Here is a 25658-nt window from a genome sequence, read left to right on the forward strand (position 1 = left end):
CCTTTTGCTTTGCAAAGGGAATAGGGGAGTATGTTATCAAGAACATATTCCCCTACTCCCTTACGACAGGTGACTATGGCAGCTTTCCATGCTATGAGCGCCAGAAATGCGCCTTGTGACTGGCGCGGCGATGGGCAAGGGCCCATATATCCCAAAATTTCTTGACCGCAGAAAACCAAGCTCTGAAAGCCAATGTCCATTTCGTTTGACCTGACCACTCCTGCCACGCGTGATGTGCTTGGCGAAAAAGCCCGCGCGGCGCTTATGCCGAAGCCGTCGCTGGTCGGCCTGACGCGCGCCGAGATGGGCGAAGCTTTGGGCGGTATCGGCGTACCGGAGCGACAGGTCAAAATGCGCGTCGCGCAATTGTGGCACTGGCTCTATGTGCGCGGCGTGTCTGACTTCGCCGACATGCTCAACATCTCCAAGGACATGCGCGCGCTGCTGGCGCAGCACTTTTCCATTGGGCGGCCGGAAATCGTCGACGAACAGATTTCCAATGACGGCACACGCAAATGGCTGTTCCGGTTTCCCGCGCGGGGAGCCGGACGCCCCGTTGAAATCGAGACCGTTTACATCCCCGAGGAAGGGCGCGGCACGCTCTGCATTTCGAGCCAGGTCGGCTGCACCCTCACCTGCTCCTTCTGCCACACCGGCACGCAGAAGCTGGTGCGCAATCTGACGGCCGAGGAAATCCTCGCCCAGCTCCTGACCGCACGCGACCGTCTCGGCGATTTTCCTGATAAGGACACGCCGGATGGCGCAATCGTCCCCGCCGAAGGCCGCAAGGTGACGAACATCGTCATGATGGGCATGGGCGAACCGCTCTATAATTTCGAGGAGGTGAAGAAGGCGCTTCTCATCGCCTCCGACGGCGACGGCCTGTCGCTCTCGAAGCGACGCATCACGCTCTCGACTTCGGGCGTGGTGCCGGAGATCTACCGCACCGGCGAGGAGATCGGCGTCATGCTTGCCATCTCGCTGCACGCGGTGCGCGACGATCTGCGCGATATGCTGGTGCCGATCAACAAGAAATACCCGCTCGAGGAACTGATCAAGGCCTGCCGCGCCTATCCCGGCCTCTCCAACGCCCGGCGCATCACCTTCGAATATGTGATGCTGAAGGACGTCAACGACAGCCTCGACGACGCCAAGGAGCTGGTGCGCCTGCTCAAGGGCATCCCGGCCAAGATCAACCTCATCCCGTTCAATCCCTGGCCGGGCACCAACTATCAGTGCTCCGACTGGGAGCAGATCGAGCGCTTCGCCGACTACGTCAACAATGCCGGCTATGCCTCGCCGATCCGCACGCCGCGCGGCCGCGACATCCTCGCCGCCTGCGGCCAGCTCAAATCGGAATCCGAGCGCATGCGCAAGGCCGATCGCCTGGCGCTTGAAGCCATGATGATCGCGGGACACGGCGAGGCGTGAGCAAGTCCAGGAAAAGTGGACCCCGGTTTTCCGTCCGGGCTTGCGTAGGAACATGAGCGATTTTTTTTATTATCTCTGGCGCTTCATCCTGGCCTCTATGGCGTGGCTCGCGGCGGTCATCGTCACGGCCTTTGTCATCAACATGCTTCTCTTCGCCGTTGCCAATCACGGCCCCGCCGATCAGGCTGACGTCGAAAACATTTTCCAGGCGAGCCTCACCACCACGCCGTTCACGATCTTCTACGTGGCGACCGGAACGTTTATCCCATCGCTTTTCATCCTCGTGTGGGCGGAATTCGCCCGCCGGCGGGACTGGCTGTTTTACAGCCTCGCGGGTCTGCTGATGGGCGTCGGCATCGCCGGTTACAACCTCGTGCGGAACACCCAAGCCATGCCTTCGGACTACGTGCTTTTCATGGGAACGACTGCCGCCGCCGGCATTATCGCCGGCTCTGTCTATTGGCTCATAGCGGGACGCGGCGCCGGGCCGAGGCGCTAAAACCTCACTTCGCCTGCGTCATCAGGATCTTCATCGCGAATGCCGAAAAGACGCCGGCGAACAGCCAATCGGTGATCCGCGTCACGGTCGGGTTCTTCTTCATGAGGCCGGCGAATTTGTCGGCGGCGAGGATCATCGGCGCGGTAAAGGGCAGCGACAGCGGGATGAAGGAAAGCCCGAGGAAGAAGAGCTTGCCCGGCGCATGCGGATCGGTGGCCGACACGAATTGCGGCAGGAAGGTCATGAAGAACAGGATGATCTTCGGATTGAGCAGGTTGATGCCGAGCCCCGTCGCCCAGTTCCTGAAGAGGCCCTGTGCGTTTCCGCCCTTCTTCTCCGGCGAGAAGGCCGAACCGTTGCGGATCGCCTGGATCGCGAGCCAGACGAGATAGCCGGCGCCGACGATCTTGAGCACCAGGAACGCCTCAGGCGAGGCGACGATCAGCGCCGAAAGGCCGAGGGCTACCATGGATGTGTGGATGGCGACGCCGGTGCAGGCGCCGGCAAGACAGGCGAAACCCGCCGCACGCCCGTGGGAAAGCGCCCGTCCGACGAAGAGCGTCATATCGGGTCCCGGCGTGATCGACAGGATGAAGGTTGCAATCGCAAACTGGACGAGGACGGGCCAATCGGGAATGAAGGACATGGTTCATGCTCCGCAAACAGGAGCGGAAACTAACGCGCTTTCCGGCTTTTCGCCATCGGTTTTATGCGCTCAATTTCCCGTCCGTCGCCATGTCGCTTGCGTGCGGGCGCTCAACTGGTAAAAGACCCGTCACACCCCTTTCATCGGCCCATCTTACCGGACAAGAACATGAACAAGTGGAAAGACGTCAAGAAGGTCGTGCTCGCCTATTCCGGCGGCCTCGACACCTCGATCATCCTGAAATGGCTGCAGACCGAACTCGGTGCGGAGGTCGTCACCTTCACCGCCGATCTCGGCCAGGGCGAAGAGCTGGAGCCGGCCCGCAAAAAGGCAGAGATGCTGGGCATCAAGGAAATCTTCATCGAGGATGTGCGCGAGGAATTCGTGCGTGATTTCGTCTTCCCGATGTTCCGCGCCAATGCCGTCTATGAGGGCGTCTATCTGCTCGGCACGTCGATCGCCCGCCCGCTCATCTCCAAGCACTTGATCGAGATCGCCAAGAAGACCGGCGCCGATGCGATTGCTCATGGCGCGACCGGCAAGGGCAACGATCAGGTGCGCTTCGAGCTTTCGGCCTATGCGCTGAACCCCGATATCAAGATCATCGCGCCCTGGCGCGACTGGGCGTTCAAGAGCCGCACAGAGCTGCTTGAATTCGCCGAGAAGCACCAGATCCCAGTGGCCAAGGACAGACAAGGCGAGGCGCCCTTCTCCGTCGACGCCAATCTGCTGCACTCCTCTTCCGAGGGCAAGGTGCTGGAAGATCCGGCCGAGGCCGCGCCGGAATATGTGCATATGCGCACCATTTCGCCCGAGGATGCGCCTGACAAGGCGACCATCATCAGGATCGGCTTCGAGAAAGGTGATGCCGTTTCCATCAATGGCGAGCGGCTTTCGCCCGCAACGCTGCTGGCCAAGCTCAACGACTATGGCCGCGACAACGGCATCGGCCGTCTGGATCTTGTCGAAAACCGCTTCGTCGGCATGAAATCGCGCGGCGTCTATGAGACGCCCGGCGGCACGATCCTGCTCGCCGCCCACCGCGCCATCGAGTCCATCACGCTCGACCGCGGCGCGGCGCATTTGAAGGACGAGCTGATGCCGCGCTATGCCGAGCTCATCTATTACGGCTTCTGGTTCTCGCCGGAGCGCGAGATGCTGCAGGCGGCGATCGACAAAAGCCAGGAGAATGTCGAGGGCGAAGTGACGCTGAAGCTCTACAAGGGCAATGTCATGGTGATCGGCCGGGAATCGCCGAAGTCGCTCTATTCCGACAAGCTCGTCACCTTCGAGGACGACCAGGGCGCCTATGACCAGAAGGACGCCGCCGGCTTCATCAAGCTCAACGCGCTGCGCCTGCGCACCCTGGCCGCCCGCGACCGCAGGGGCTGAGGCTAGTCTAGAAAATTTCGCCCCTCCCGGCAAAGCAGGGGAGAGGCGACACAGCCACAAAACCAGCCCTTGCAAAGTATGCGGTCCCATTACGACGGGACCGCTCTAAGCCAATCAAGGCACCTGCCGCACCGCGCCCTTGGCCGCACTCGTGGCCATGGCGGCGTAGGCGCGCAGCGCCGTCGTCACCTTGCGCTTGCGCTGCTCGGTAGGCTTCCAGGCATCGGCACCCTTCGCCTCCATCGCCTCGCGGCGGCGGGCGAGTTCGGCATCGTCCACCGCCAGATGGATCTTGCGGTTGGGGATATCGATCTCGATGATATCGCCTTCCTCGACCAGCCCGATCGTGCCGCCTTCCGCCGCTTCCGGCGAGACATGGCCGATGGAAAGGCCGGACGAGCCACCGGAGAAGCGGCCGTCGGTGATGAGCGCGCAGGCCTTGCCGAGGCCCTTCGACTTGAGATAGCTCGTCGGATAGAGCATCTCCTGCATGCCGGGACCGCCGCGCGGGCCTTCATAGCGGATGAGCACGATGTCGCCAGGCGCGATCTTGCCGTTGAGAATGCCGAGCACCGCCGAATCCTGGCTTTCGAAGATGCGGGCCGGGCCGGAGAATTTCAGGATCGATTCATCGACGCCGGCAGTCTTCACGATGCAGCCGTCCTCGGCCAGATTGCCATAGAGTACGGCAAGGCCGCCATCCTTGGAATAGGCGTGCTCGACATCGCGGATGACGCCCTTCTCGCGGTCGAGATCGACGCTATCGAAGCGGCGGTCCTGGCTGAAGGCGACCTGCGTCGGCACGCCGCCGGGAGCGGCACGATAGAAATCATGTACCGATTTGTTCTCGGTGCGCTTCACATCCCAGCGATCGAGCGCATCGCCCAGCGTTTCGGCATGAACGGAACCGACCGACGTGTTCAGAAGCCCGGCACGGTCGAGCTCCCCCAGAATGCCCATGATGCCGCCGGCGTTATGGACGTCTTCCATGTGGACGTTGGCGACAGCGGGCGCGACCTTGCAGAGCACGGGGACACGGCGCGACAGACGGTCGATATCCGACATGGTGAAGTCGACCTCACCCTCATGCGCGGCGGCGAGGAGATGCAGGACCGTGTTGGTCGAGCCGCCCATGGCGATATCAAGCGTCATGGCGTTTTCGAAAGCCGCGAAGCTGGCGATCGAACGCGGCAGCACGCTTTCATCGTCCTGCTCGTAATAACGGCGGGCCAAATCGACGATCAGATGCCCGGCCTCCACGAAAAGCCGCTTGCGGTCTGCGTGCGTGGCGAGCGTCGAGCCATTGCCCGGCAGTGAGAGGCCCAGGGCTTCCGTCAGGCAGTTCATCGAATTGGCGGTGAACATGCCGGAGCAGGAACCGCAGGTCGGGCAGGCGGAACGCTCGATGACCTTGACCTGCTCGTCGGTATAATGATCGTCGGCGGCGGCGATCATGGCATCGACCAGATCGAGCTTCTTCACCTGATCGTCCCAGACGACCTTGCCGGCTTCCATGGGGCCGCCGGAGACGAAGACAACGGGAATGTTGAGCCGCAGCGCCGCCATCAGCATGCCGGGCGTGATCTTGTCGCAATTGGAGATGCAGACCATGGCGTCGGCGCAATGGGCGTTGACCATGTATTCGACAGAGTCGGCGATGATCTCGCGCGATGGCAGCGAATAGAGCATGCCGTCATGGCCCATGGCGATGCCGTCATCGACCGCGATGGTGTTGAACTCCTTGGCGACGCCGCCGGCGCTCTCTATCTCGCGGGCGACGAGCTGGCCCAGATCCTTCAGGTGCACATGGCCCGGCACGAACTGGGTGAACGAGTTCACCACCGCGATAATCGGCTTGCCGAAATCCGTATCCTTCATGCCTGTAGCGCGCCAAAGGCCGCGCGCACCGGCCATATTGCGGCCGTGGGTGGTGGTACGTGAACGATAAGCGGGCATTTCGTGCAATCCTTGCCGGAATAATCTCGGTTTCAGGTCCTGGTGGACGGTCTTACTTATGTAGGTCAGGCTGCGCAAAGCGCAAATTGCCCCATAGGCAGCGCTTTGAGGGACATGCTCTAACACAGAAGCAATATAAAGCAAAAGAACAGGGTCAAGACGAAACTAAATTTCGTGTGATCCCGTGCCTGCGAGTGCCCGGTCGATCAGCGCATTGGCAATCTTCATGCGATCGGACGCCCGCTCGCGCAAATGCGGCGCCACCCGGTCGGGATGGTTTCGCGCGGCAAAGCGGCGGCGGATTTGCGCGAGATCGGCGGGAGACATGCCTGACGACAGCTGCAATTCTTGCGCGATTTCATCCGGATCGGCGCTCGGAAGCGGCAGTTCGGCTTCGGTTTCGGGCTCGAACAGAACGAAATCGGGCCGGCGGTCCATTCCATAGGTGGTGCCGAGATGGAGCAAACCGTCGAGAAAATCGAAGGAAACCGGACGCAGATTTTCGGAAGATTCGGCAGATTGACGCTCGATTTCGCTCAGAATCGACGCGAAATCCGCATGATTTTTTCGTCTTTGCGCTTGCATCCGCCCTGTTTCCCGTTGCAACGAGCCGAACCTACAGGCGGATTTCTTTCATTTCGGTTGCCACTCTTCCTCGAAGATCAGCTCTTCCAGGGGCAGACGACGGCGCCAGCCTTTCACCTCCAGTTCGGGCCTGTGATAGAGCTGGTCGACATAGCCGAGGCAGAGATAGGCGATGATCTCGACATGCTCAGGGATCGAAAGCGCCTGGCGCAGGGAATCGTCATGCAGGATGCTGACCCAGCCGACGCCGATGCCTTCCGCGCGGGCGGCAAGCCAGAGGTTCTGCACGGCGCAGACGGTGCTGTAGAGATCCATCTGCGGGTTGTGGGTGCGCCCCAGCACCACCTTGCCGCCGCGCGTGCGGTCGCAGGTGATGCAGAGATTGACCGGCGCCTTGCGGATACCCTCCAGCTTGAGCGAGCGGTAGAGCGCCTGCCGCTCGAGCGGAAACATCGCCACCGCCTCTTCATTGGCTTTTGCGAAAAGCGAATGGATATGCGCACGGCGGTTCTCATCGCGAATGACGATGAAATTCCACGGCTGCATGAAGCCGACGGAAGGGGCATGATGCGCCGCGTCGAGCAGCCGCTTCAAGACATCATCCGCAACGGGAGTGGCCAGGAACTCGTCGCGCACGTCGCGGCGGGTATAAATCGCCTTGTAGATTGCCGCGCGCTCCTCTTCCGTGAAGGCCGCGGCTTCGCCGAAGGTTTCCGTATCTGGCTTATCAAGCATTGTTCGATCCCCAACAATGGCTTCGCCGGCCCGCTTGCGGGACCGGACGTCAGCGCTCCTGCCGCCGTCCGCGCGGCACGAGCCATCCTGTCTGGCCGGTCTTCTGACTGAGGATCACCTGGCTCGCACGCCTTCCCGGATTTCTCCAGTGGCATCATGCGCGGCCATCACCATTCACAGCGTTGGGCACGTTCCGGTCTTTCACCGGATTTCCGATTCTTCCGCCTCACGACGGACACCAGACGATGAGGAGAAGCGCATATCGACGGCGAAGTTGCAAGAGTCGGATTGATCACCCGGTGTGATGCAGCAGCGCGGAAGCGAGGGTGTGGGTGAGCACGGATGGCGGCGTCGGCTTATGGAAGACAGGCAGTTCCGGATAGCGTCTGGCGAGACTTTCTGGCAGTCCGCCCCCGGTATAGATCACCATGAAGGTGTGCTGATCGGAAAGCGCATCGACGATCGGCTCGATATCCCCGTCAGGCAGGTTGACATCGAGAATGGCCGCATCGACGTGATCCTGCTCCAGAAGATCGAGGGCTTGGCGGACGGTAGCGACGGGCCCGACCACGGTGCCGTTCGCATCCTCGATCGTCGCCGCCATGTCGAGCGCGACGAACACCTCGTCCTCGACAACGAGAACCCGCTTGCGCTCGAGATTGTCCATAATGCCTACCCAGCCAGTGGAGCGGTTTCCGCCGCTCTGATCCTCATCCATACCGACGCGGCGATATTCCGCTGGTCCGGTCGAACAGACAATGCGTTCCTCTGGCGGAGGTTCCGCAATCGTTCGAATATGAGCCGATTGTGGTAAATCAATCCTTAAGAAGGATTAGCGCAAGCAACTCAGAATGCGGTGAAGGTAAGCGTCGTCAACGAGCGGACGATGCCCGGGATATCGAGGATATTTTCGTTGATGAACTTGCCGATATCCTGGTCTTCCTTGATATAGATCTTCATCAGAAGATCGAATTCCCCGCTCGTGGAATAAAGCTCGGAGACGATCTCGCGCTCGAACAGGGCATCGGCGACTTCATAAGTCTTGCCAGGAGCGCACTGCAGCTGCAGAAAAACCGGCTTCATCATTCTTCTCCATTTGCGGGGGCCGTTCGGCATCGATCGGACACCGATCACATAGAGCGCACCAAAACACCCTTGCGGCGGGGAAATCAAGACCGGTTCTCCACCCGCCGGGCGATGTCGCAATCAACAACGAAAGCGTCGCCCTCACATCAAGACAGTTGTATGGCCTTCGCAACTGCGATATGATCAGCGTGTTCGTTAAGACCATCTGGGAGAGACCGGTAAAATCCGGCGCCGACGGAGCAACCGCCCCGGAAACTCTCAGGCAAAAGGACCAGAATGGTTTAGAACATCTGGAGAGTGGCCTCCCGCATCCTGATCGATGCGGCGCCCACCGAAGGAGAAAGCCCAATCCGGTCAGTACCGCGAGGTCTGCCGGAGTTGGCGGTTGGGACATAGGTGACGAACACCTGGCCATCCGCTCCGGGCCAAGCTCTCAGGTTCCGTGACAGATGGGGTTTCGTCGCTGCCCGTGGGGCGGCAAGGCAGAAACCCGGTGTCGCAAGGAACTAGTTATGACCCGCATTGCAGTTATCGGAGCCGGAATCACCGGCATCACCACCGCATATTCGCTCTCCCGCCAGGGCTACCAGGTAACCGTCTTCGACCGCAACCGTTATGCGGCGATGGAAACCTCCTTCGCCAATGGCGGCCAGCTGTCGGCCTCCAATGCCGAGGTCTGGAACAGCTGGGCGACCGTGATGAAAGGCATCAAGTGGATGTTCCGCAAGGATGCGCCACTCCTGATGAACCCGATGCCTTCCTGGCACAAATATTCGTGGATGGCCGAGTTCGTCATGAACATCCCCAACTACGAGAAGAACACGATTGCCACCACGAAGCTCGCCATCGAAGCGCGCAAATATCTCTTCGCCATCGCCGAGGAAGAGAAGATCGATTTCGACCTGGAGCGCCGCGGCATCCTGCATATCTACCGCACCAGGGCGGGCTACGACCACGCCGCGCGCGTCAACAAATTGCTGGCGGCGGGCGGACTGGAACGCAATCCCGTTGCGGCAGCGGAGATACGCAATATCGAGCCGGCGCTGACCGGACCGCTTTACGGCGGCTTCTTCACGCCTTCCGATTCCACCGGTGACATCCACAAATTCACCCGCGGCCTGGCGGATGCCTGCCTCAAGCGGGGCGTCACCATCATCACCAATGCCGATGTCAGGCAGCTGACGCACGCCGATGACGGCGTCACCGTCGAATGGGGCGAGGTTACGCCCGAAGGCGAGAACGCGAAGACCGACAAGGTGCGCTTCGATGGCATCGTGGTGTGCGCCGGCGTCGCCAGCCGCAAATTCGCCGCGCAACTCGGTGACCGGGTCAACATCTACCCGGTGAAAGGCTATTCGATCACGATCAATCTCAACGACCGTCAGAGCCAGGAGGCCGCACCCTGGGTGAGCCTGCTCGACGACGACGCCAAGATCGTGACCAGCCGCCTCGGCGCCGACCGGCTGCGCGTCGCCGGCACGGCGGAATTCAACGGCGAGAACCGCGATATCCGCTACGACCGGATCAAGCCGCTCATCGACTGGAGCTCCGATCTCTTCCCCGGCATGAACACGTCGAGCACCGTTCCCTGGGCCGGATTGCGGCCGATGATGCCTGATATGATGCCGCGCGTCGGATCGGGCAAGCACTCCCGCGTCTTTTATAATACCGGCCACGGCCATCTCGGCTGGACGCTCTCGGCGGCGACGGCGGAAATCGTGGCGGGTCATATCGCATCCGCCTTGCCAGCGGAGGGCCACTCCAAGCAGGTTTTTAAAATCGCGGCGGAATAGCCGGCTCGGCACGATTGCCGCCCTGACGAAACAACGAAGGCCGGGAGATATTTTTCCGGCCTTTGCGCTATGCGTCCTATGAACGCATATCTATTGAATTTACCTATATGGGATCCCTACATTAGCTTTCATGAAAATCATCTCGATTTTCGGCCGGTACCGTCCCCGATCCGGGCGCAATGCCGGCAAATGTGCTAGTCTCGCCGACATCAGGGTGTTGGGAGACTGCCGCGCTTATGAAGAGAACGACTGCATACGATATCCGCAACGATCTGGGGCATTCTCCACGACACGCGGTGATGGGCAGTTTCAGGTGTATCGGGCATAGGGTATTCACACCATTGGTTTCGGACATAGTCCCGGCGGTTCCCGTACCGCTGATTTTCTCGCGTGCATGAACCCATGACATTCGTCCCATCCGCATTGCTGGCACTCTTCGCACTGACGTTCTGCGGAATCTGGGGCGCGTGCCGGATCGCGGTACCCGATCACAAATGCAATTACCTGCTGATCTACGGTGCGGGCTTCCTGGTCTTCAGCATGGCTCTGTTCTCGCAGGTCGCGCATCTGCCGCCCGATGGCGGGTATAATGCAATGATTTCCGGCACACTCTATATCGGCGCGTGCCTGATATTGGTCAAAGGCGTTCTGGCACGCTCGGGCCAGGATTTCCCGGTATCGTTCTATCCGGTCGCCCTTCTGGCGATTCTCGTGCCCCTGTTCTATTTCCAGTATATCGACAAGAACCTCATCGTTCGCATCTATCTCCTGAATTTCGGGATGGGCGCCATCTTCCTGGCACTTGCGGGACGGGCGCGTTTCCTGCGGTATGGAACCGTCACCGACAGGATTCTCTTCTGGCTCGTGGTGGCGCTGGCGCTGCATTTCTTCCTGCGCACGCTGCTGACCGTGGGGTCCGTAGCGGCGATCTACAATCTCCCCAGCACCGCCCTGCTGAGCAATTTCGCCGCCAGCAGTTTCTGGAACTGGAGCAAGATTTCCGTCGCCATACTAGGCGCCGCGGTGGGCCTGGGTCTGCTCACGGTTTCAGGGGCTGACATCATCATGGGGCTGCGCAGCGAGCGTGATAACGACCCGCTCACCGGCGCGTTGAACCGCAGGGGGCTCGACGGCGAGATGTTACGGCTTCTGGCAAGGAGCAGCCAGGCGCCGGTGAGCGTCATCGTCTGTGATCTTGATTATTTCAAAAGCATCAACGATACCTACGGCCACGCCGTTGGGGATGCCGTGCTGGTGAATTTCGCCGATGTGCTGCGGAAATCCGTCCGCTCCACCGATCTCGTCGCCCGGATCGGCGGCGAGGAATTCGTCATCGTGCTGGGGGGCATGACGGTAGAGAACGCTTATCTCTTCGCCGAGCGCATCCGCAAGGCCGTCCAGAACCGGCATTTCGATCAGGTCGATTCAGACCAGATCATCACCTGCACTTTCGGTATCACCAGATATCGCAAGAACGAGGATCTGTGGGCGGCGGTCAAGCGCGCCGACGAGATCCTTTATGCGGCCAAGAAAGCCGGAAGAAACCGAACCTATGCCGAAGGCATCCAACGGCCATTCGCCGCGTAACCGCTGGAAAAATTGCAGGCAGTTACCGGCGCAATTCTTATTCTGGTCCCATTCCTCGCTGATAGAGCGGCTGCAGTTTTCCGACACATCAGAAGCACGAGACCAAGATGAAGGCATTGCTCATCGCCCCGTTCATTCTGGCATCAACGGCTCTGCCGGGAGTGGCCATGAGCGGTTCCGTCGTCAAGCAGCTGATGGAGCTCGATCCGGCAACGCGTCTCGAACAAAGGTGCGATGTGGAGGCCATGGAACGGATCCGGGACGATCCTTCCCGATTTTCGCCGGACAAGGTGCTCGCCTATGCCTATAGCGACCCGATTGTGGGGACTAATTCCATCCGCGCCTCGGGGGCGGCATTCCGCAGCAACGGCAAATGGTTTCGCCTTTCCTTCAGCTGCAAGACATCGCCCGACCATCTGAAGGTGCTGTCATTTCAATATGCGATCGGCAGCGTTATCCCCGAAAAGGAATGGCCACAGCATTATCTCGTCCCGTGAGCGGAACAAATACGCGATCCGTGCGTTAGAAGTTGCTGACCTTCGGGTCCGCACGAGGCTCGGATCCATTGCCCCCGCAATCACCCGTCCGGGCCTCACTCTTTCCCGGAAAGCCTGATCAGCCCACCACCACCTGCGCCTTGCCGGGGACGCGATTATAGAGATCGATGATATCCTGATTGATGAGGCGGACGCAGCCCGACGACATCGACTGGCCGATCGACCACCATTCCGGTGAACCGTGGATGCGGTATCCGGTATCAGCGCCGTTCTTGAAGATATAGAGCGCGCGTGCGCCGAGGGGGTTCTCCGGCCCACCCTCCATACCACCCTGATATTTGATCAGTTCGGGCTTGCGCTGGATCATTTCCGGCGGCGGCGTCCAGCGCGGCCATGCCTTCTTGTACTGGATGTTGGCGCGACCGGACCACAAAAACCCTTCCTTGCCGATACCGACGCCATAGCGGAGCGCATCGCCGCCAGGCTGAACCAGATAGAGGAAGCGGTCCTTGAGGCTGACGACGATGGTGCCCGGCGCCTCGCCCGTGGGATCGGGAACGATCTGGCGGCGGAACTGCTTGGGCACTTTGTCATAGGGAATGGCCGGCAGCGAATAAGGGCCTTCCTGCACCGCCGCATACATCACGTCGGGGGTGGTGACCGCCTTGTCGACGCTGATCTGCGGGCGGATCGCTCCCGTTGGCATGGGATCGATATTCATCTGCAGGGCCGACATGTCCATGGACTGCGAGCAGCCCGCCGCGCCGGCGAGCGCCGTTGCACCGGCGCCGAGGATGAACCCACGGCGGTTCAAGTGATCTGGTTGATTCGACATTGATGTTTCTAACGACCCCAAGCTGAAGCAATGGGACGACATTGCAGCATCATGGTTGATGAAGGGTTAAGCTGCAATCAGCGCGTTATGTGCCCGGTAGGGTGAAGCATCAGAAGATGCGGCCCGCGATCAATAATCCTTTTCATAGAAGAGGCCGATGCTGGAATCGCTAGTGCCGAGTCCGCCCTTGGCCTTCAAATTCTTTGTAATATCGAGATTGATGGTGGCTTTGGTGTTGCCACCCGACCCCGCCTCCACGCCGAGATAGACATTGTCGCGGATATAGCGCCCGGCGCGCACGCCGGCATTGCCCTTCGAGTCGGTGACGATATCGAGATCATCGAGGCCGGTGCCGCTCCGAAGGGCACCCAGAAGCGAGGTGTTCTTGCCGCCCGCCAGCTCTGCCGCGGCGGCTGCAAGCTGGGCGATCTGGAAGGCCGACAATTCACTGATCGAGCGGTCGAAGATCAGCCGCGCCAGGACCTCGTCCTGCGGCAGTTCGGGCTGCGAGGAGAAGACGATGTCGAGATCGTCCACCGTGCCTGATACGGTGATGAGCACGACGATATCGCTTCTTTCTGCCCGCGCGACGAAATTGAGCTGCGGGTTGAGATCCCCGACGAGCGTCACTTGGCCTTCATCGAAGGTAATGCGCTGGCCAAGGATGCTGAGCCGCCCGCGACGCAGATCGAAAGCGCCGACGGGGCGGATATTGGTGACCGGACCGGTCAAGCGCACCTGGCCGCCCAGTTCCGTATCAAGACCACGACCGCGCACGAAGATCCTGTTCGGCGCATTGACCTCAACGTCCAGCCGCACGACGCTTGGGCGCGCGGTAGGCGTGGGAACGCCACGGGTTTCCACCCTGGCCCGTTCCAGCGTGCGCTCAACGGCCGGCGGCGTGTGGATATGCTTCACATCGATATCGGCCGCCCCGCCGCCGAGGCTTTCCGGCACGGAAATCTCCGCCCGCTCAACATCGATGCGGCCCGATATCAGGGGATCGCGCAGGAGCGGTCCCGTAATGGCGAGGCCGCCATTGACGGTCGCCACGATGAGATGGCCGTCCGCATAGCGGGCACGATTGAAGGTGATGCGGATATCGGCCGGGAAATTGGCAGCGGCATCGGTGGAAATCGTGCCGTTCGCGCTGATCGAGCCGCCGGTGGAAAGCCCAGCCGTGGCCGAGCGTATGGTCACCGCCTGCCCGTCCATGCTGCCCGTGACATTGATGTTCTGCAGTTGCACATTGGTTTCCGGATCGATCAGCCGTGCGCCGCTGGTCGAGAACATGCCGCGGATTGCCGGCCTGTCGAAACTGCCCGAGACGTTGGCGGTCAGCGAAAGCGTTCCCGATACCTGCCCGCCCCGATCGGCGAGGAAACGATTGGCGAGCGCGAGCGGCACGCTGCCGGTCACGTCGACGCCCAATCCGGAGCCGGAGAACGGCACATGGCCGCTCCCCGATACGGTCAGGCCTTGCGGGCCGTCGATATTGACGGAGGAAAGATTGACCGCGTTATCGGCGTAGCGACCCGCTGCGCGAAGCGTGAGCGGCGCCAGACCATTGTCGCGCAATGGCTTTGCGGCAAGCCCGGTGCCGTTCACGTTGAACTCCGCCGCCGGATTGCGCAGCGGACCGGTGACGCGGGCGGTGCCAGAAACCGTTCCCGCCAGGTCCTGGCCCTTGGCGACGCCATTGAGGGCTGCAAGCGGCAGGCGCGCCAGATTGACGTCGAGCGCCAGATCGCCCTGCTGCCCAAGCGGCACACCGCCCGAGACCCGTGCATCAAGGCCATTGGAGCCGGTCACCCGGCTATCGACATTCAGCCGATCGGCGGTCGAGGTTCCCCGGGCTTCGAGCTGCAGCGCGTCGATCCCCGCCTGCCTCAATTGCGCCGCTGTCACCGAGCGCGCGTTGAGATCGAAGGCCACATCGGGCTTGTCGCGCGTGCCGGTGATGCTGGCGGTGCCGTTGACGGTTCCGCCGAGCCCCAGATCCGGACGCACGGTATTGGCGATCGCCAGCGGCAGATCCCGGATGCCGACCGAAAGGTTGAGCGCCTCGGCGATCTCGCCGCGCAGATTGACCCGACCATTGCCGACATCGAGAAGGATGTCACCAAAGGAGATATTGGAGCCCTGCACATTGATCGTGGCGGGCTGGACGAGATGGGCGGCAAGCCCGCCCTGCCGCAGATCAGCCGAGCCGAGAGAGAGCAGATAGCCGCCATTCTGCGGCTCCAGCGAGCCCTGTACGGCGGCAGTCGTTCCATTCTTCAGCACCGAATTTGCGGTGAAATCCGTTTTCGAGCCGGTCTGCGTGGCCCTGGCCTCGAGGCTATCCAGCATCTGCCCGGCGATCGCGATATTGCGGCCGGTGACCGTGCCGTCTGCCGAGGGAACATTGAAGATGTCGCGCAGATTCGCCGCGATATCCGCCGCTCCGACGCTGGTTCCATTGGTTTTCAGATCGCGGATGGAAGCCTGGACATCCGCATTCTGGCGGCCGTCTGCATGTTCAAGACTGATATCGGCCTTGGCCGTGCCTGATGCCTCCATGAGAAGCAGGGCGGCGGCGGTGGAAACGTCGGTCGCGTCGAGCGAAAGCCTGCCCTGGTAAAGGCCCGCGGCCGTCTGCGTCACGCCGCCGGAAATGCGGGTGCCGCCGGCGGTGAAGGAAAGATCACTCAGACGCCTCTCCCCGCCGACAACCGCAAGCAGGGTCGAGAGATCGACACGCTCGCCATTGAGGAAGGCCAGCCCCTGGAGCTGGCCGCTCAGATTACCCTTGTCGAGCGCTCCGTTGAAATTGACGGCGGCGTCCGAAAGCCTGCGTCCGACTAGCGTTCCCTGCGGCACGTCCGCCTTGAGCGCCAGTGCGATCACATCATCCTGCCCCTTGGCGCTGCCGTTCACCGTCAGTCTGCCCGAGGCTTTCTCGGAAAGCAGCACCAGATCGGCGAGATTGACGTCAAAATCGAAATCCGCCGACTTCGAGGAGAACGTGCCATTGGCGGTGATTTCACTCTGGGGATTGCCGATGCGGAAATTGCGGGCGGTGAGACCGGCTTCGCTGCGCGCGACACCGCCACTGATGCGCGTCTCGCCGGCGATGATGCGGTCAACGATATCGGTGCCGGTCCGCATGCCGGTGGCATTGCCGTCTAGCGAGAGATCAAAGGCGCCGGAGAGAGGACGAACCGTGCCATTGGCCTTCAAGTCGAGACGACCGGCAAGATCGCGTCCGGCAAGCGAGGAGAAGGGCGCAATGCTCTCCGCCTTGACGGCGATATCCCCATTGAAGGCGTAATCGGCGATATCGCCCTTCAGGCCGGCAGTGAGGCCGTTTCCGGTGATCTCCGCCTTTTCGAGATGTATGGGCGTGCCGGCCCGCCACAGCCCATCGATGGCGAGCGCGATGCGGTCGCCCAACGCCTCCGCGATGTCCTCGCGCGGCGAGGTGATGCCCGATACGTCACCATTCACATTGAAGGTGATGTGGCGTGTCGCAGGCAGGGCGAGATTTTCCGCGACACCGCCCATTTTCAGCGAGACCGCCCTGGAAGCGAAATTGCTGGTGTTGAGGCCGACAATGTCGAGCGAGCCCGTCCAGTCATTGGTGGGCCGGTCGCCGAAAGCGACCTGGAGAGCTGCGTTGTCCACAGTCGTCTGACCGCCGGATACCGGCAATACCACCCTTTTGCCTGAGGGATCCGCAACCCGCGCATCGATCCGCAAACGGTTGAGGAAGTTATCGGACCCCGTTTCGGCGGAGGCGGTGAGGTTCAGCGCCGCGCTCGTCAGATCAATATTATCCACCCGGACGCCGCCCACATCCTTGACGAGGCCATTGGCGGCGAGCGTCGTCTGGGCGCCGAAGAAATCCCGGAAGACGGGCGGCACCAGGACCGCGATGGGGCCACGGAAATCGGTCCGGAAGCCCAGGCCGTCATTCTGCCGGTCGAGGCTGAGCAGGCCGGTCAGCACGCGATTTCCCGCCGCGTCCAACGTGAGATCGAGATCGAGATCGTCCAGGGGACCGGAGCCGGTCACCGCGAGATCGACGGGCGGACGCCCTTCGATCTTCAAAAGATTGGCGACGATACCATTCGCCGGCTCGGAAAGCTTCAAATCCAGATTGAGGTTGCGCGTCTGGTTGGCATAGGCGGCAGTCAGCTGGAGCTGTCCGCCCGGTCCATCGAGCCGCTGGATCTGAAATGCGGAATCGAGCGAGCCGTCCTCGAGCCGCAGCCTGCCGGTGGCAGACAATTCCGACGCAAGGCCGAAGACCGACTGGCCGAATGTCAGATGGGCGATATTCAGTTCATCGAGAATGACGGCCAGCGGCAATTCCGGCAGGCTGAAGCTGCTCGATTCCGGATTCGGCAGGCTGTCGTCCGGCAGGGGCTTGCGAATCACATCGACGCGGTCCGCGGCGAGCGTCTGGATGCTGAGCCGCCCGGTCAGCAAAGCCGTGCGGCTCCATACAATACGGGCATTGGTGATGCGCAGCCACACGCCCTGGCGATCGGCAATGGTGATCGAGCCGATGGAAGCTTCCGAAGATAGGACGCCCTGGATATTGGAAATGCTGATCTGACGGTTGGGCGCGGAAAGCTTGTCTTCCACGAAGGAAAGGAAATACGACTTCTCCTCTTCCGCATTATCCTGTGCAAAAGCGGGAAACGCGAACAGCAAGAAGGCTATGATAGCGAGCAACCGGGTCAAAACGCCTGTCCTATGCCAACATAGAATGCCACACTCGGGTCGCCGGAGCGACGGTTCATCGGAACGGCGACATCGAAACGGATGGGTCCCAGACCGGTCTGATAGCGCAGGCCGCCGCCGACACCGACCCGCATTTCCTCGGAAAAATCCGGGAAGGTGTCTTCCCCGACATAGCCGGCATCGACAAAACCCACGACGCCGATGGATTCGGTCGCACGCACGCGGATTTCGCCCGATGTCTCGATCAGCGACCGGCCGCCGATGACATCGCCGGTGGAGGTGACAACGCCGATATTGCGGTATCCGTAGCCGCGCACCGACCCGCCGCCGCCGGCGAAGAACAATTTGTCGGGCGGCAATTCCGCAATCGACGCTCCGGCCAGCGCGCCGAGCTTCAACCGTCCCGCCAGGACGACACGGTCATCCTCGCCGAAGCCGTAATAAGTGCGCCCTTCGGCGGTGAGCCTGGTGGCAAAGTTGCCGTATTCGAGCTCATAGAACGGCTCGATGACGCCTTCGAGAAAATAGCCTTTCGTGGCGTCGGCCGGATTGTTGCGGCTGTCATAAATAAGGCCGCCGAGCAGGCCGATGGTGAGAAAATCGCGCTTGCCGAAAAAATCATCGTCGAACCGCGCGCGCGACGCATTGGCGAAAATGCGCCCGCTCAACTCATCGTTGAAGATGTGGGTGAAGCCGGCCCGGCCTGTCACCGCCGTCCTGGTATAGGCGTCGAGGACTTCACGCTCAGCAATCAGCGACGTGACGAAATCGGTGTCGGGCGTGAAGACGCCGGGTTTGGTGAAAGTGACACCGGCCAGATAGCTGTAATTGGCAGGGTCAAAGGAATTATCGTCCGTCGACCCGATGCCGCTCACCTTGGCGTCGAAGCGCAGGCGCTCGGCCTTGCCGAACAGGTTGCGGTGCATCCAATAGGCCTCGACCCCCGCCCCATCGAGCGTGGAATAGCTGCCGCCGACGCCGAAGCGGCGCAGCGGGCGCTCCTGCACCGTCAGCGTCATGGGCAGAGTGCCGTCCGGCTCTATCCTGTCGGCCTCGGTAATCGTGGCGGCACGGAAGACTTCAAGCCGATTCAGCCGCTTCTTGGCGCGCTCGATATCATCAGGGTCATATTCCTGGCCGGGTTTCAGGCCCGTCTGCCGGGCGACGAATTCCGGGTCCATGCGCTCGGTGCCCCTGACCGCCACTGGGCCGTAATAGGCGCGCTGGCCGGGGTCCACCGTGATGTCGACATCAACCGTATCGTTGGCATGGTCGGCGGTGATGTCCTGCGCCGTCATCTTCGCCTTGGCGAAACCCTGCTGGCGCCAGCCATCGACGGCCAGGGCCTCGGCTTTCAGAATAGTTGCCGAACGCGCCACCTCTCCGGGCGCGAACCCTTCGTCCTGCGGCAGCGCGACCACGTCCTTGCGGTCAACCGGCGGCGGTGCCAGACGGCTGATGCTGGTGCGCGCAAAGAGGAACTGCGGGCCGGGATCGACGGAGATTTCCACCGCCACATCGTCCGGCAACGGCGCATCGGGAGGAATGTCGGACGCTTCGCGGCCATTGACCTTGATGCTGATCGTTCCGCCGTAGCGGCCATCGCCATAGAGGGCTGCAAGAATGCGTCGGTAGTCGCCCCTCGCCTTCGCGAGCAGACCGGCGGCACCCGAGGCAGGCTTGTCCTCGTCTGTGACGAGGCCCGATGCGCCTTCGACCGTTTCCTTGACGTTGCTTTCGCTGCCGTCGTGTTTCCTGGTGCTTCCGGTGATGACGACATTGACCTTGTATCGCTTGGGATCGGCGATCACCGCATCCGCGTCGTCCTTCTTTTCCTCGCCCCAAAGCCTGATGCCGAAAATTTCGAACGCGGCAGCGGGGGAAAGAACGACGGGGGAAAATTGTGCTGCGAGAAGCAGCACGGCGGCGCCGATTCTTCGAAATGGTCCACGCATCAAAAAGTACTCAGGACGAAAAATCCGGCTCACCTTAAAAATCCCGCGTTCAGCGGTTCGGAGCCCCTCCCCCAAAAGGACCAGACAGCCAATAGCACAGCTATCGGCGAACAGCAAAACACACGTCTAAAATTTGAATGTTTACGTCAATAAACTGTTAAATATCCGCCACATCCGCTCCTGCCAACTACAACAAAGAGCCGACGAAAAAATCCCGCCGTTTCCGGCGGGATCGTTCTTCCTGATTCTGCGGATTTCTTATCGGCCTATACCCCAGGGGCGGCCGTGGGGGAAAGCTGGCCCCGGACCGAAGTGCGGGCCACCAAAGTGCGGGCCGCCACCTTGCCAGCGGGGCGGCAGAGCGGGTCCTGGCCCGCCGAAACTCGGGCCGCGGCCGCGCCAGCGTGGGCCACCCCAGAAGGGACCGGGACCCCAGCCATGACGGTGACGCCAGAAGGGCGGCGGCCCCCAGACAGGGCCCGGACCGAGAATCACGACGCTGCTGTCACTGCCATAGCTCGGCGCGGATCCCATATCGAGGTAATTGGCGGAAACCCAGCCTCTGATGCCGCCGGTGCTGACGCGGCACCAGCTGCCGCTGCACACACCGACATCCACCTCGGCGCCGGCTGGCAGCGTCGCAACGCGGGCATAGCCGGTGCTGGGGCCGGTGCGGACATTGACCGATCCGGTGGTGTAGGCGATCTCCGCCAAGGCGGAAGACGAGAACAGAGCAGCCGAGAAAAGAACAGCTGAAAAAATACCGCCGCGCAAATTCATGTGAAATCCCTTGCGAAAGATACTCCATCAAACGATAGATGCTATCTTCATCCCGGCAAGGAAATTTCATCCATAACGTTTACAATACAATAATATCGATCGAACGTTACTTGAAATTACATTTCCATATCAAAGACGACGATGCCGTTGATTCCATCCTTTGCTGCAGCGACGAGACTCTGACCGACCTCCACATGGGCAGGATGGGGCAGATAAGCGTCACGCGCAGCGGCATCCTTGAAATCAACGATGAACCCATGGGCGAAGCCCTTGTCCAGACCTTCGGGGCTGCTGTCGGCGCCGCTCGAGATAGCGAGAATGCCCGGGATCTGGTCCTTGAGCATATGAACGCTTTTCAACAGCCTCTCGATCCCGGCGTTATCCAGCTCTTCGCGGAAGCGGATGAGAACGATGTGACGGATCATGGTATACCTTTGAAGAAATGAGAGAGATCAATCAGAGAGGTCGAGACCGGCGGTTTCCTCCTTCGTCAGGATGCCGGTTTCGATGCAATAGCGCACTTCGGCGCTGAGAATATCGCGCGGACGGACATCTTCGGGCACCGTCCCGCCCTGATAGAAGCCAAGTTCCCTGGCGCTCTGCGTGCATCCGGCCTTCTGCAATGCCGCAGTATCGTCGGCAGGTGCTGTCGCGGAGGGCGCGGCAGGTGTTTCCGTGGTGCTGTTGTCCTGCGGAAGGGGAGCCGGCGCTTCAAGCCCGGCATTGCTCGTCAGGAAATAATAGGCGAAAGCGGCAGCCATCAGCGCAAGCGCTCCAAGCCAAAGAACAAGCCGACGATCCAACGCATACCCCTTTATATCTGAATGCCGCCCGCTGGCTTCTATCGCGTGCCGCACCAACGGCCGCCGCACTTTCGATCCGCGCCCTTCGCGCGTCAATCCCTATATATCCGGTCTTTTCCGCCTGTCCGGCGCGGCGCGATCAATAAAAAGAGAGGGGGAAGAAGGCACAATAAAAAAGGCCGGGACGAACCCGACCTTTCCTCATCCATCTCGACACCAGTGCCAGTACATCCGTGGTCAAAGGCGGAGACGAATTTCTGAAACCCATGTAGGTTTAGCAGTCATCTGTTTCAAGCATATGACAGCTATTTCTTTATTTATTCTTATGCCGCCACACGCGTGTCGGCATTATTCATCACATCGGCAAAGCTGCCCAGCACGTCGCCAAGGCATTGCTGGAAGAGGTCGAGATCCACCGGCCCGATGCGGCTGAGACAGATATCGATCTCGTCCGGCCCCACACCGCGATTGAGCAATTCAACGATTGCCTCAAGAAGTATGGTCCTGTGATCGAACCTGTATCGCTGCATCGCGTCTGCCCCCAGAAGCCCATCCCTCAACGGAACGAGAAGAGCCTAACGCGATTATGGTTAACAAAAGGTTAACAACTCGCCGAAACGGCCCAAACCGCAGAAATTGCAGCGCTACTCAGAAAACTTGAAGAAGAATTGTCTCTGGACTTGATTGGTGGAGCCAAGCGGGATCGAACCGCTGACCTCCTGCATGCCATGCAGGCGCTCTCCCAGCTGAGCTATGGCCCCATCTCGTTGCCGGAGATTCTAGCGGCTGGAACCGCATCCGGCAGGGTTTCATCAGGACCAGCGCCCTGACGAGGCGGCTTATTAAAGGGCGCCGCCGTGAAGATCAAGAGCTAAATCGCATCTCTTCCGGCGAGATGCGATTTATTTTTGCGGCACGGGCATTTCCCGATCGGAGCCCGCGCCGCAAGGAAATGGAAAAGCGGATCAGCTTTCCTCGTCGTCGGAGCCGACGCCGCCACCGAGAATTCCGGAAACGTCGTCGTCATCCTCGTCTTCTTCCTCTTCGAGGAACGGATCGTCGTCGCCGTCGTCGATATCAACCTCATCGTCGCCGAGATCGGGCAGATCGTCGCCGCCCTTGGTTTCCTCATCGGCCTCTTCGAGCGAGACGAAATCCGGCTTTTCGAGAACGGTATCGACCTCTTCCTCTTCGACCTCGTCATCGGTGACGCGAGATTCCGCACCCGATTCGAAATAGGAGCGCGGATAGGACATGCCCGTATAGGGCGAGACGATCGGATCGCGGTTCAGATCGTAGAATTTGCGGCCCGTTTCAGGGCAGACACGTTTTGTGCCAAGTTCGGGTTTTGCCACGGGGAGCCTCGTTGCTGACTGGCTGCGGCATATCCCATTCAACATGCGGGGGTGAAAAGGATAAGCCTTCTTACGGTGTTTTCGGTCCTTAAGCGCAATTTGCCGCCTTTGTCAAAGCTTAACGACACACGAATCACATCACCAGTCAAGGAAGTGGGCTTTCTCCCTCCGCAGCATCGCCATATTGCCGGATGACCCGAGGGCGGAGCTATGCTAGGGAACCCGCGCATTCCTCAAACAGCGGGCGGTCCTGCCGTCCCGAAAACGCGGCACGAACGATCGACCATGTCCCATTCCGCTTCACCCAGACCTGCCACCGCCCATCGCTCGCGTGATCTCACGGGCGACATCCGTATCCCAGGCGACAAATCGATTTCGCACCGCTCCTTCATGTTCGGCGGGCTTGCCTCCGGCGAGACCCGGATCACCGGGCTTCTGGAAGGCGAGGACGTGATCAATACCGGCCGCGCCATGCAGGCAATGGGCGCCAGGATAAAGAAGGACGGTGACACCTGGATCATCCAGGGCACGGGCAATGGCTGCCTGCTCAAGCCGGAAGCTCCGCTCGATTTCGGCAATGCCGGCACCGGCGCACGCCTCACGATGGGACTGGTCGGCACATACGATATGGAAACCACCTTCATCGGCGACGCCTCGCTCTCGAAGCGCCCGATGGGCCGCGTTCTCAACCCGCTGCGCGAGATGGGCGTGCAGGTGAAAGCCGCCGAGGGCGACCGCATGCCGCTCACCCTGCATGGACCCAAGGTAGCCGCGCCGATCACCTACCGTGTGCCGATGGCCTCGGCGCAGGTGAAATCGGCGGTGCTGCTCGCCGGGTTAAACACCCCCGGTATCACCACCGTCATCGAACCGGTGATGACCCGCGACCATACGGAAAAGATGCTTGCCGGCTTCGGTGCCGACCTGACGGTGGAAACCAACCGGGAAGGGGTTCGCCATATCCGGATCGTCGGTCAGGGCGAACTGAAGGGCCAGACGATCGACGTGCCTGGCGACCCGTCCTCCACCGCCTTCCCGCTGATGGCCGCGCTCCTCGTGCCGGGATCCGACGTGACGATTCGCAATGTGCTGATGAACCCGACGCGTACCGGGCTGATCCTCACCCTGCAGGAGATGGGCGCGAATATCGACATCCTCAACGCGCGGCTCGCCGGCGGCGAGGATGTCGCCGATTTGCGCGTGCGCGCCTCGGAGCTCAAGGGCGTGAGCGTTCCGCCCGAGCGAGCGCCGTCGATGATCGACGAATATCCGGTGCTGGCCGTCGCCGCCGCGTTTGCGGAAGGCGAGACAATCATGGATGGGCTGGAAGAACTGCGCGTCAAGGAATCCGACCGGCTCTCGGCCGTCGCCGACGGCCTCAAGGCCAATGGCGTCGATTGCACGGAAGGCGAGGCGTCATTGACCGTACGCGGCATTCCGGGCGGCAAAGGGCTGGGCGGCGGAACGGTCGCGACCCATCTCGACCACCGCATCGCCATGAGCTTTCTCGTCATGGGCCTTGCTGCGGAAAAGCCGGTGACGATCGACGATTCGGCGATGATCGCGACCAGTTTCCCGGAATTCATGGACCTGATGGCGGGGCTTGGGGCGAAGATCGAACGGAGCTAATCATGTATCAGCCGCCGCATTTTCGTGAAGACGACCTGGGCGTACAGCATGCGCTGATTCGGGCGCATCCCCTCGGGCTGCTGATAACGGCGGGCGGCTCAGGTCTGATCGCCAATCCGGTGCCGTTCCACCTGGATGCGGAAGCATCCGAAAAGGGGACGCTCAGGCTGCACCTGGCAAAGGCCAATGCACAGTGGCGCGACATTCAGGATGGCGCTCCCGTGCTCGCCGTCTTTCAGGGCGTGAATTCCTATGTGACACCTTCGTGGTATCAGACCAAGCAGGAGACCGGCAAAGTCGTCCCCACATGGAACTATGTGATCGTCCAGGCGCGGGGGCCTGCCCGGGTGATCCACGACAGCGACTGGCTGCGGGCGCAGATAGACGCCATTACAGGCCAGCATGAAAGCCGGCGTGAAAAGCCCTGGACCGTTCATGACGCGCCTGATGATTTCGTCCGGGCGCAGTTGAAGGGCATCGTCGGCATTGAGATCGAGATTGCCTCGATCGAAGGCAAGTGGAAGGTCAGCCAGAACCGGCCGGTCGCAGACCGCGAAGGTGTAGCGGCTGGCCTCGGCGCAATGGCCGGAGAGGATGAAATGCAGGATCTGGTAAAGCGCTACGGCAAACTGGAAGGAAACCATTGAGCAGGACGTTTACGATCGCCATCGACGGGCCGGCTGCATCCGGCAAGGGGACACTGGCACGGCGGCTCGCCATGCATTACGGCTTCCATCATCTCGATACCGGGCTCACCTATCGCGCGGTGGCAAAGGCGCTTCTCGATCAGGGCCTGCCGCTCGATGATGAGGCAATTGCCGCCGAAATGGCTGGCAATCTCGATCTCAGGCATCTGGATCGCAAGGCCCTTGCCGTGCACGAAGTCGGCGAGGCGGCATCGAAGGTGGCGGTAATGCCAACCGTGCGCCGGGCGCTGGTGGCGGCGCAGCGCGCCTTCGCCGAGACGCCGCCCGGAACGGTGCTCGACGGGCGCGATATCGGCACGGTCGTCTGCCCCGATGCGCCGGTGAAACTCTATGTGACAGCCTCAGCCGAGGCGCGCGCCAAACGCCGCCATGCGGAGATTGAGGCTGGTGGCGGCGAGGCCGATCCCGCCGAAATCCTGGCCGACCTCAACCGGCGCGACGCGCGCGACATGGGCCGCACCGATTCGCCGCTGAAGCCGGCCGAGGATGCGCACTTGCTAGATACGACCGAAATGGATATAGAAGCGGCATTTCTGGCCGCCAGGCGGCTGGTCGATGAGGCATTGGCGAAACGTCAAGCCTGAGGCATTGGTCAAAAGCCAAGCCTGAGGCATTGGCTGAACGCCGGGCCTGAACCATATATGCTATGCAAGAAC

Annotated in this window: 23 protein-coding genes, 1 tRNA gene and 2 riboswitches; of the genes, 9 read left to right on the forward strand and 15 right to left on the reverse strand. The window is 61.1% G+C overall.

The annotated features are described in order from the left end of the window. The first annotated feature begins 192 nt into the window (after positions 1 to 192). Positions 193 to 1431 carry a dual-specificity RNA methyltransferase RlmN gene (gene rlmN / locus ATN84_RS04345; protein ID WP_068880254.1) on the forward strand — a complete coding sequence of 413 codons (1239 nt, stop codon included), beginning with the start codon at positions 193 to 195 and terminating at the stop codon, positions 1429 to 1431. A 52-nt stretch (positions 1432 to 1483) separates the two neighbouring features. Further along, entirely contained in the window at positions 1484 to 1930 is a 447-nt protein-coding gene (locus ATN84_RS04350; protein ID WP_068880255.1) for a hypothetical protein, read from the forward strand. 4 nt (positions 1931 to 1934) lie between these two features. Here ATN84_RS04350 and ATN84_RS04355 read toward each other — a convergent pair whose 3' ends face one another. Then, a complete protein-coding gene (locus ATN84_RS04355; protein ID WP_068880256.1) occupies positions 1935 to 2576 on the reverse strand; it encodes a LysE family translocator in 642 nt (213 codons plus the stop codon). A gap of 168 nt (positions 2577 to 2744) precedes the next feature. Between ATN84_RS04355 and ATN84_RS04360 the strand changes: the two genes are divergently transcribed. After that, positions 2745 to 3968, forward strand: coding sequence for an argininosuccinate synthase (locus ATN84_RS04360; protein ID WP_068880257.1), 1224 nt, complete (start codon positions 2745 to 2747; stop codon positions 3966 to 3968). Positions 3969 to 4082: 114 nt separating this feature from the next. Here the strand turns inward: ATN84_RS04360 and ilvD are convergent, their stop codons facing one another. From ilvD to ATN84_RS04385, 5 genes are all read right to left on the reverse strand, one after another. Then, complete coding sequence (ilvD, locus tag ATN84_RS04365; protein WP_068880258.1) at positions 4083 to 5924, reverse strand: dihydroxy-acid dehydratase; 1842 nt, start codon at positions 5922 to 5924, stop codon at positions 4083 to 4085. Between the two features lie 165 nt (positions 5925 to 6089). Continuing rightward, positions 6090 to 6509, reverse strand: coding sequence for a hypothetical protein (locus ATN84_RS04370; protein ID WP_153020086.1), 420 nt, complete (start codon positions 6507 to 6509; stop codon positions 6090 to 6092). A gap of 48 nt (positions 6510 to 6557) precedes the next feature. Next, complete coding sequence (gene bluB, locus ATN84_RS04375) at positions 6558 to 7244, reverse strand: 5,6-dimethylbenzimidazole synthase (protein ID WP_068880259.1); 687 nt, start codon at positions 7242 to 7244, stop codon at positions 6558 to 6560. 76 nt (positions 7245 to 7320) lie between these two features. Beyond that, positions 7321 to 7500, reverse strand: a riboswitch (cobalamin riboswitch). A gap of 36 nt (positions 7501 to 7536) precedes the next feature. Beyond that, on the reverse strand, positions 7537 to 7911 hold the full coding sequence (locus ATN84_RS04380) for a response regulator (RefSeq protein WP_068880882.1): 375 nt from the start codon (positions 7909 to 7911) through the stop codon (positions 7537 to 7539). Positions 7912 to 8090: 179 nt separating this feature from the next. Then, positions 8091 to 8327: an Lrp/AsnC ligand binding domain-containing protein gene (locus ATN84_RS04385; protein ID WP_068880260.1), complete on the reverse strand. Its 237-nt coding sequence runs from the start codon at positions 8325 to 8327 to the stop codon at positions 8091 to 8093. A gap of 199 nt (positions 8328 to 8526) precedes the next feature. Then, positions 8527 to 8614, forward strand: a riboswitch (glycine riboswitch). A 228-nt stretch (positions 8615 to 8842) separates the two neighbouring features. On the opposite strand from ATN84_RS04385, the gene ATN84_RS04390 reads away from it, so the two are divergent. The 3 genes from ATN84_RS04390 to ATN84_RS04400 all read left to right on the forward strand — a co-directional run bounded on the left by ATN84_RS04390 (position 8843) and on the right by ATN84_RS04400 (position 12207). Continuing rightward, on the forward strand, positions 8843 to 10123 hold the full coding sequence (locus ATN84_RS04390) for a D-amino acid dehydrogenase (RefSeq protein ID WP_068880261.1): 1281 nt from the start codon (positions 8843 to 8845) through the stop codon (positions 10121 to 10123). Positions 10124 to 10525: 402 nt separating this feature from the next. Then, positions 10526 to 11710 carry a GGDEF domain-containing protein gene (locus ATN84_RS04395; protein WP_068880262.1) on the forward strand — a complete coding sequence of 395 codons (1185 nt, stop codon included), beginning with the start codon at positions 10526 to 10528 and terminating at the stop codon, positions 11708 to 11710. Positions 11711 to 11817: 107 nt separating this feature from the next. Beyond that, entirely contained in the window at positions 11818 to 12207 is a 390-nt protein-coding gene (locus ATN84_RS04400) for a DUF930 domain-containing protein (protein ID WP_068880263.1), read from the forward strand. A 118-nt stretch (positions 12208 to 12325) separates the two neighbouring features. Here ATN84_RS04400 and ATN84_RS04405 read toward each other — a convergent pair whose 3' ends face one another. The 9 genes from ATN84_RS04405 to ATN84_RS04445 all read right to left on the reverse strand — a co-directional run bounded on the left by ATN84_RS04405 (position 12326) and on the right by ATN84_RS04445 (position 22666). Next, positions 12326 to 13042 (reverse strand): L,D-transpeptidase, encoded by a 717-nt coding sequence (locus ATN84_RS04405; protein ID WP_068880264.1) that lies wholly within the window; start codon positions 13040 to 13042, stop codon positions 12326 to 12328. 129 nt (positions 13043 to 13171) lie between these two features. Then, positions 13172 to 17773: a translocation/assembly module TamB domain-containing protein gene (locus tag ATN84_RS04410; RefSeq protein ID WP_082766084.1), complete on the reverse strand. Its 4602-nt coding sequence runs from the start codon at positions 17771 to 17773 to the stop codon at positions 13172 to 13174. Then, positions 17770 to 19728: an autotransporter assembly complex protein TamA gene (locus ATN84_RS04415; protein ID WP_483140685.1), complete on the reverse strand. Its 1959-nt coding sequence runs from the start codon at positions 19726 to 19728 to the stop codon at positions 17770 to 17772. Before ATN84_RS04415 ends, ATN84_RS04410 begins: the two co-directional genes overlap by 4 nt. A gap of 258 nt (positions 19729 to 19986) precedes the next feature. Then, positions 19987 to 20508, reverse strand: a complete 522-nt coding sequence (locus tag ATN84_RS04420; protein ID WP_068880265.1) for an SH3 domain-containing protein — start codon at positions 20506 to 20508, stop codon at positions 19987 to 19989. 116 nt (positions 20509 to 20624) lie between these two features. Then, positions 20625 to 20933 (reverse strand): Dabb family protein, encoded by a 309-nt coding sequence (locus ATN84_RS04425; protein WP_068880266.1) that lies wholly within the window; start codon positions 20931 to 20933, stop codon positions 20625 to 20627. Positions 20934 to 20960: 27 nt separating this feature from the next. After that, on the reverse strand, positions 20961 to 21269 hold the full coding sequence (locus ATN84_RS04430) for a hypothetical protein (RefSeq protein WP_153020087.1): 309 nt from the start codon (positions 21267 to 21269) through the stop codon (positions 20961 to 20963). Positions 21270 to 21634: 365 nt separating this feature from the next. After that, positions 21635 to 21841: a hypothetical protein gene (locus ATN84_RS04435; RefSeq protein ID WP_068880268.1), complete on the reverse strand. Its 207-nt coding sequence runs from the start codon at positions 21839 to 21841 to the stop codon at positions 21635 to 21637. 155 nt (positions 21842 to 21996) lie between these two features. Next, positions 21997 to 22072, reverse strand: a tRNA-Ala gene (locus ATN84_RS04440). 204 nt (positions 22073 to 22276) lie between these two features. Then, positions 22277 to 22666, reverse strand: a complete 390-nt coding sequence (locus tag ATN84_RS04445) for a TIGR02300 family protein (RefSeq protein ID WP_068880269.1) — start codon at positions 22664 to 22666, stop codon at positions 22277 to 22279. Between the two features lie 285 nt (positions 22667 to 22951). On the opposite strand from ATN84_RS04445, the gene aroA reads away from it, so the two are divergent. From aroA to cmk, 3 genes are read left to right on the forward strand one after another with little or no spacing between them, the layout of a single operon-like run. Next, complete coding sequence (gene aroA / locus ATN84_RS04450; RefSeq protein ID WP_068880270.1) at positions 22952 to 24295, forward strand: 3-phosphoshikimate 1-carboxyvinyltransferase; 1344 nt, start codon at positions 22952 to 22954, stop codon at positions 24293 to 24295. 2 nt (positions 24296 to 24297) lie between these two features. After that, positions 24298 to 24942, forward strand: coding sequence for an FMN-binding negative transcriptional regulator (locus ATN84_RS04455; RefSeq protein ID WP_068880271.1), 645 nt, complete (start codon positions 24298 to 24300; stop codon positions 24940 to 24942). Then, on the forward strand, positions 24939 to 25586 hold the full coding sequence (cmk, locus tag ATN84_RS04460; RefSeq protein WP_068880272.1) for a (d)CMP kinase: 648 nt from the start codon (positions 24939 to 24941) through the stop codon (positions 25584 to 25586). Before ATN84_RS04455 ends, cmk begins: the two co-directional genes overlap by 4 nt. The last annotated feature ends 72 nt before the right edge of the window (positions 25587 to 25658 follow it).

This window comes from Paramesorhizobium deserti, assembly GCF_001558695.1.
Classification (GTDB): Bacteria; Pseudomonadota; Alphaproteobacteria; order Rhizobiales; family Rhizobiaceae; genus Paramesorhizobium; species Paramesorhizobium deserti.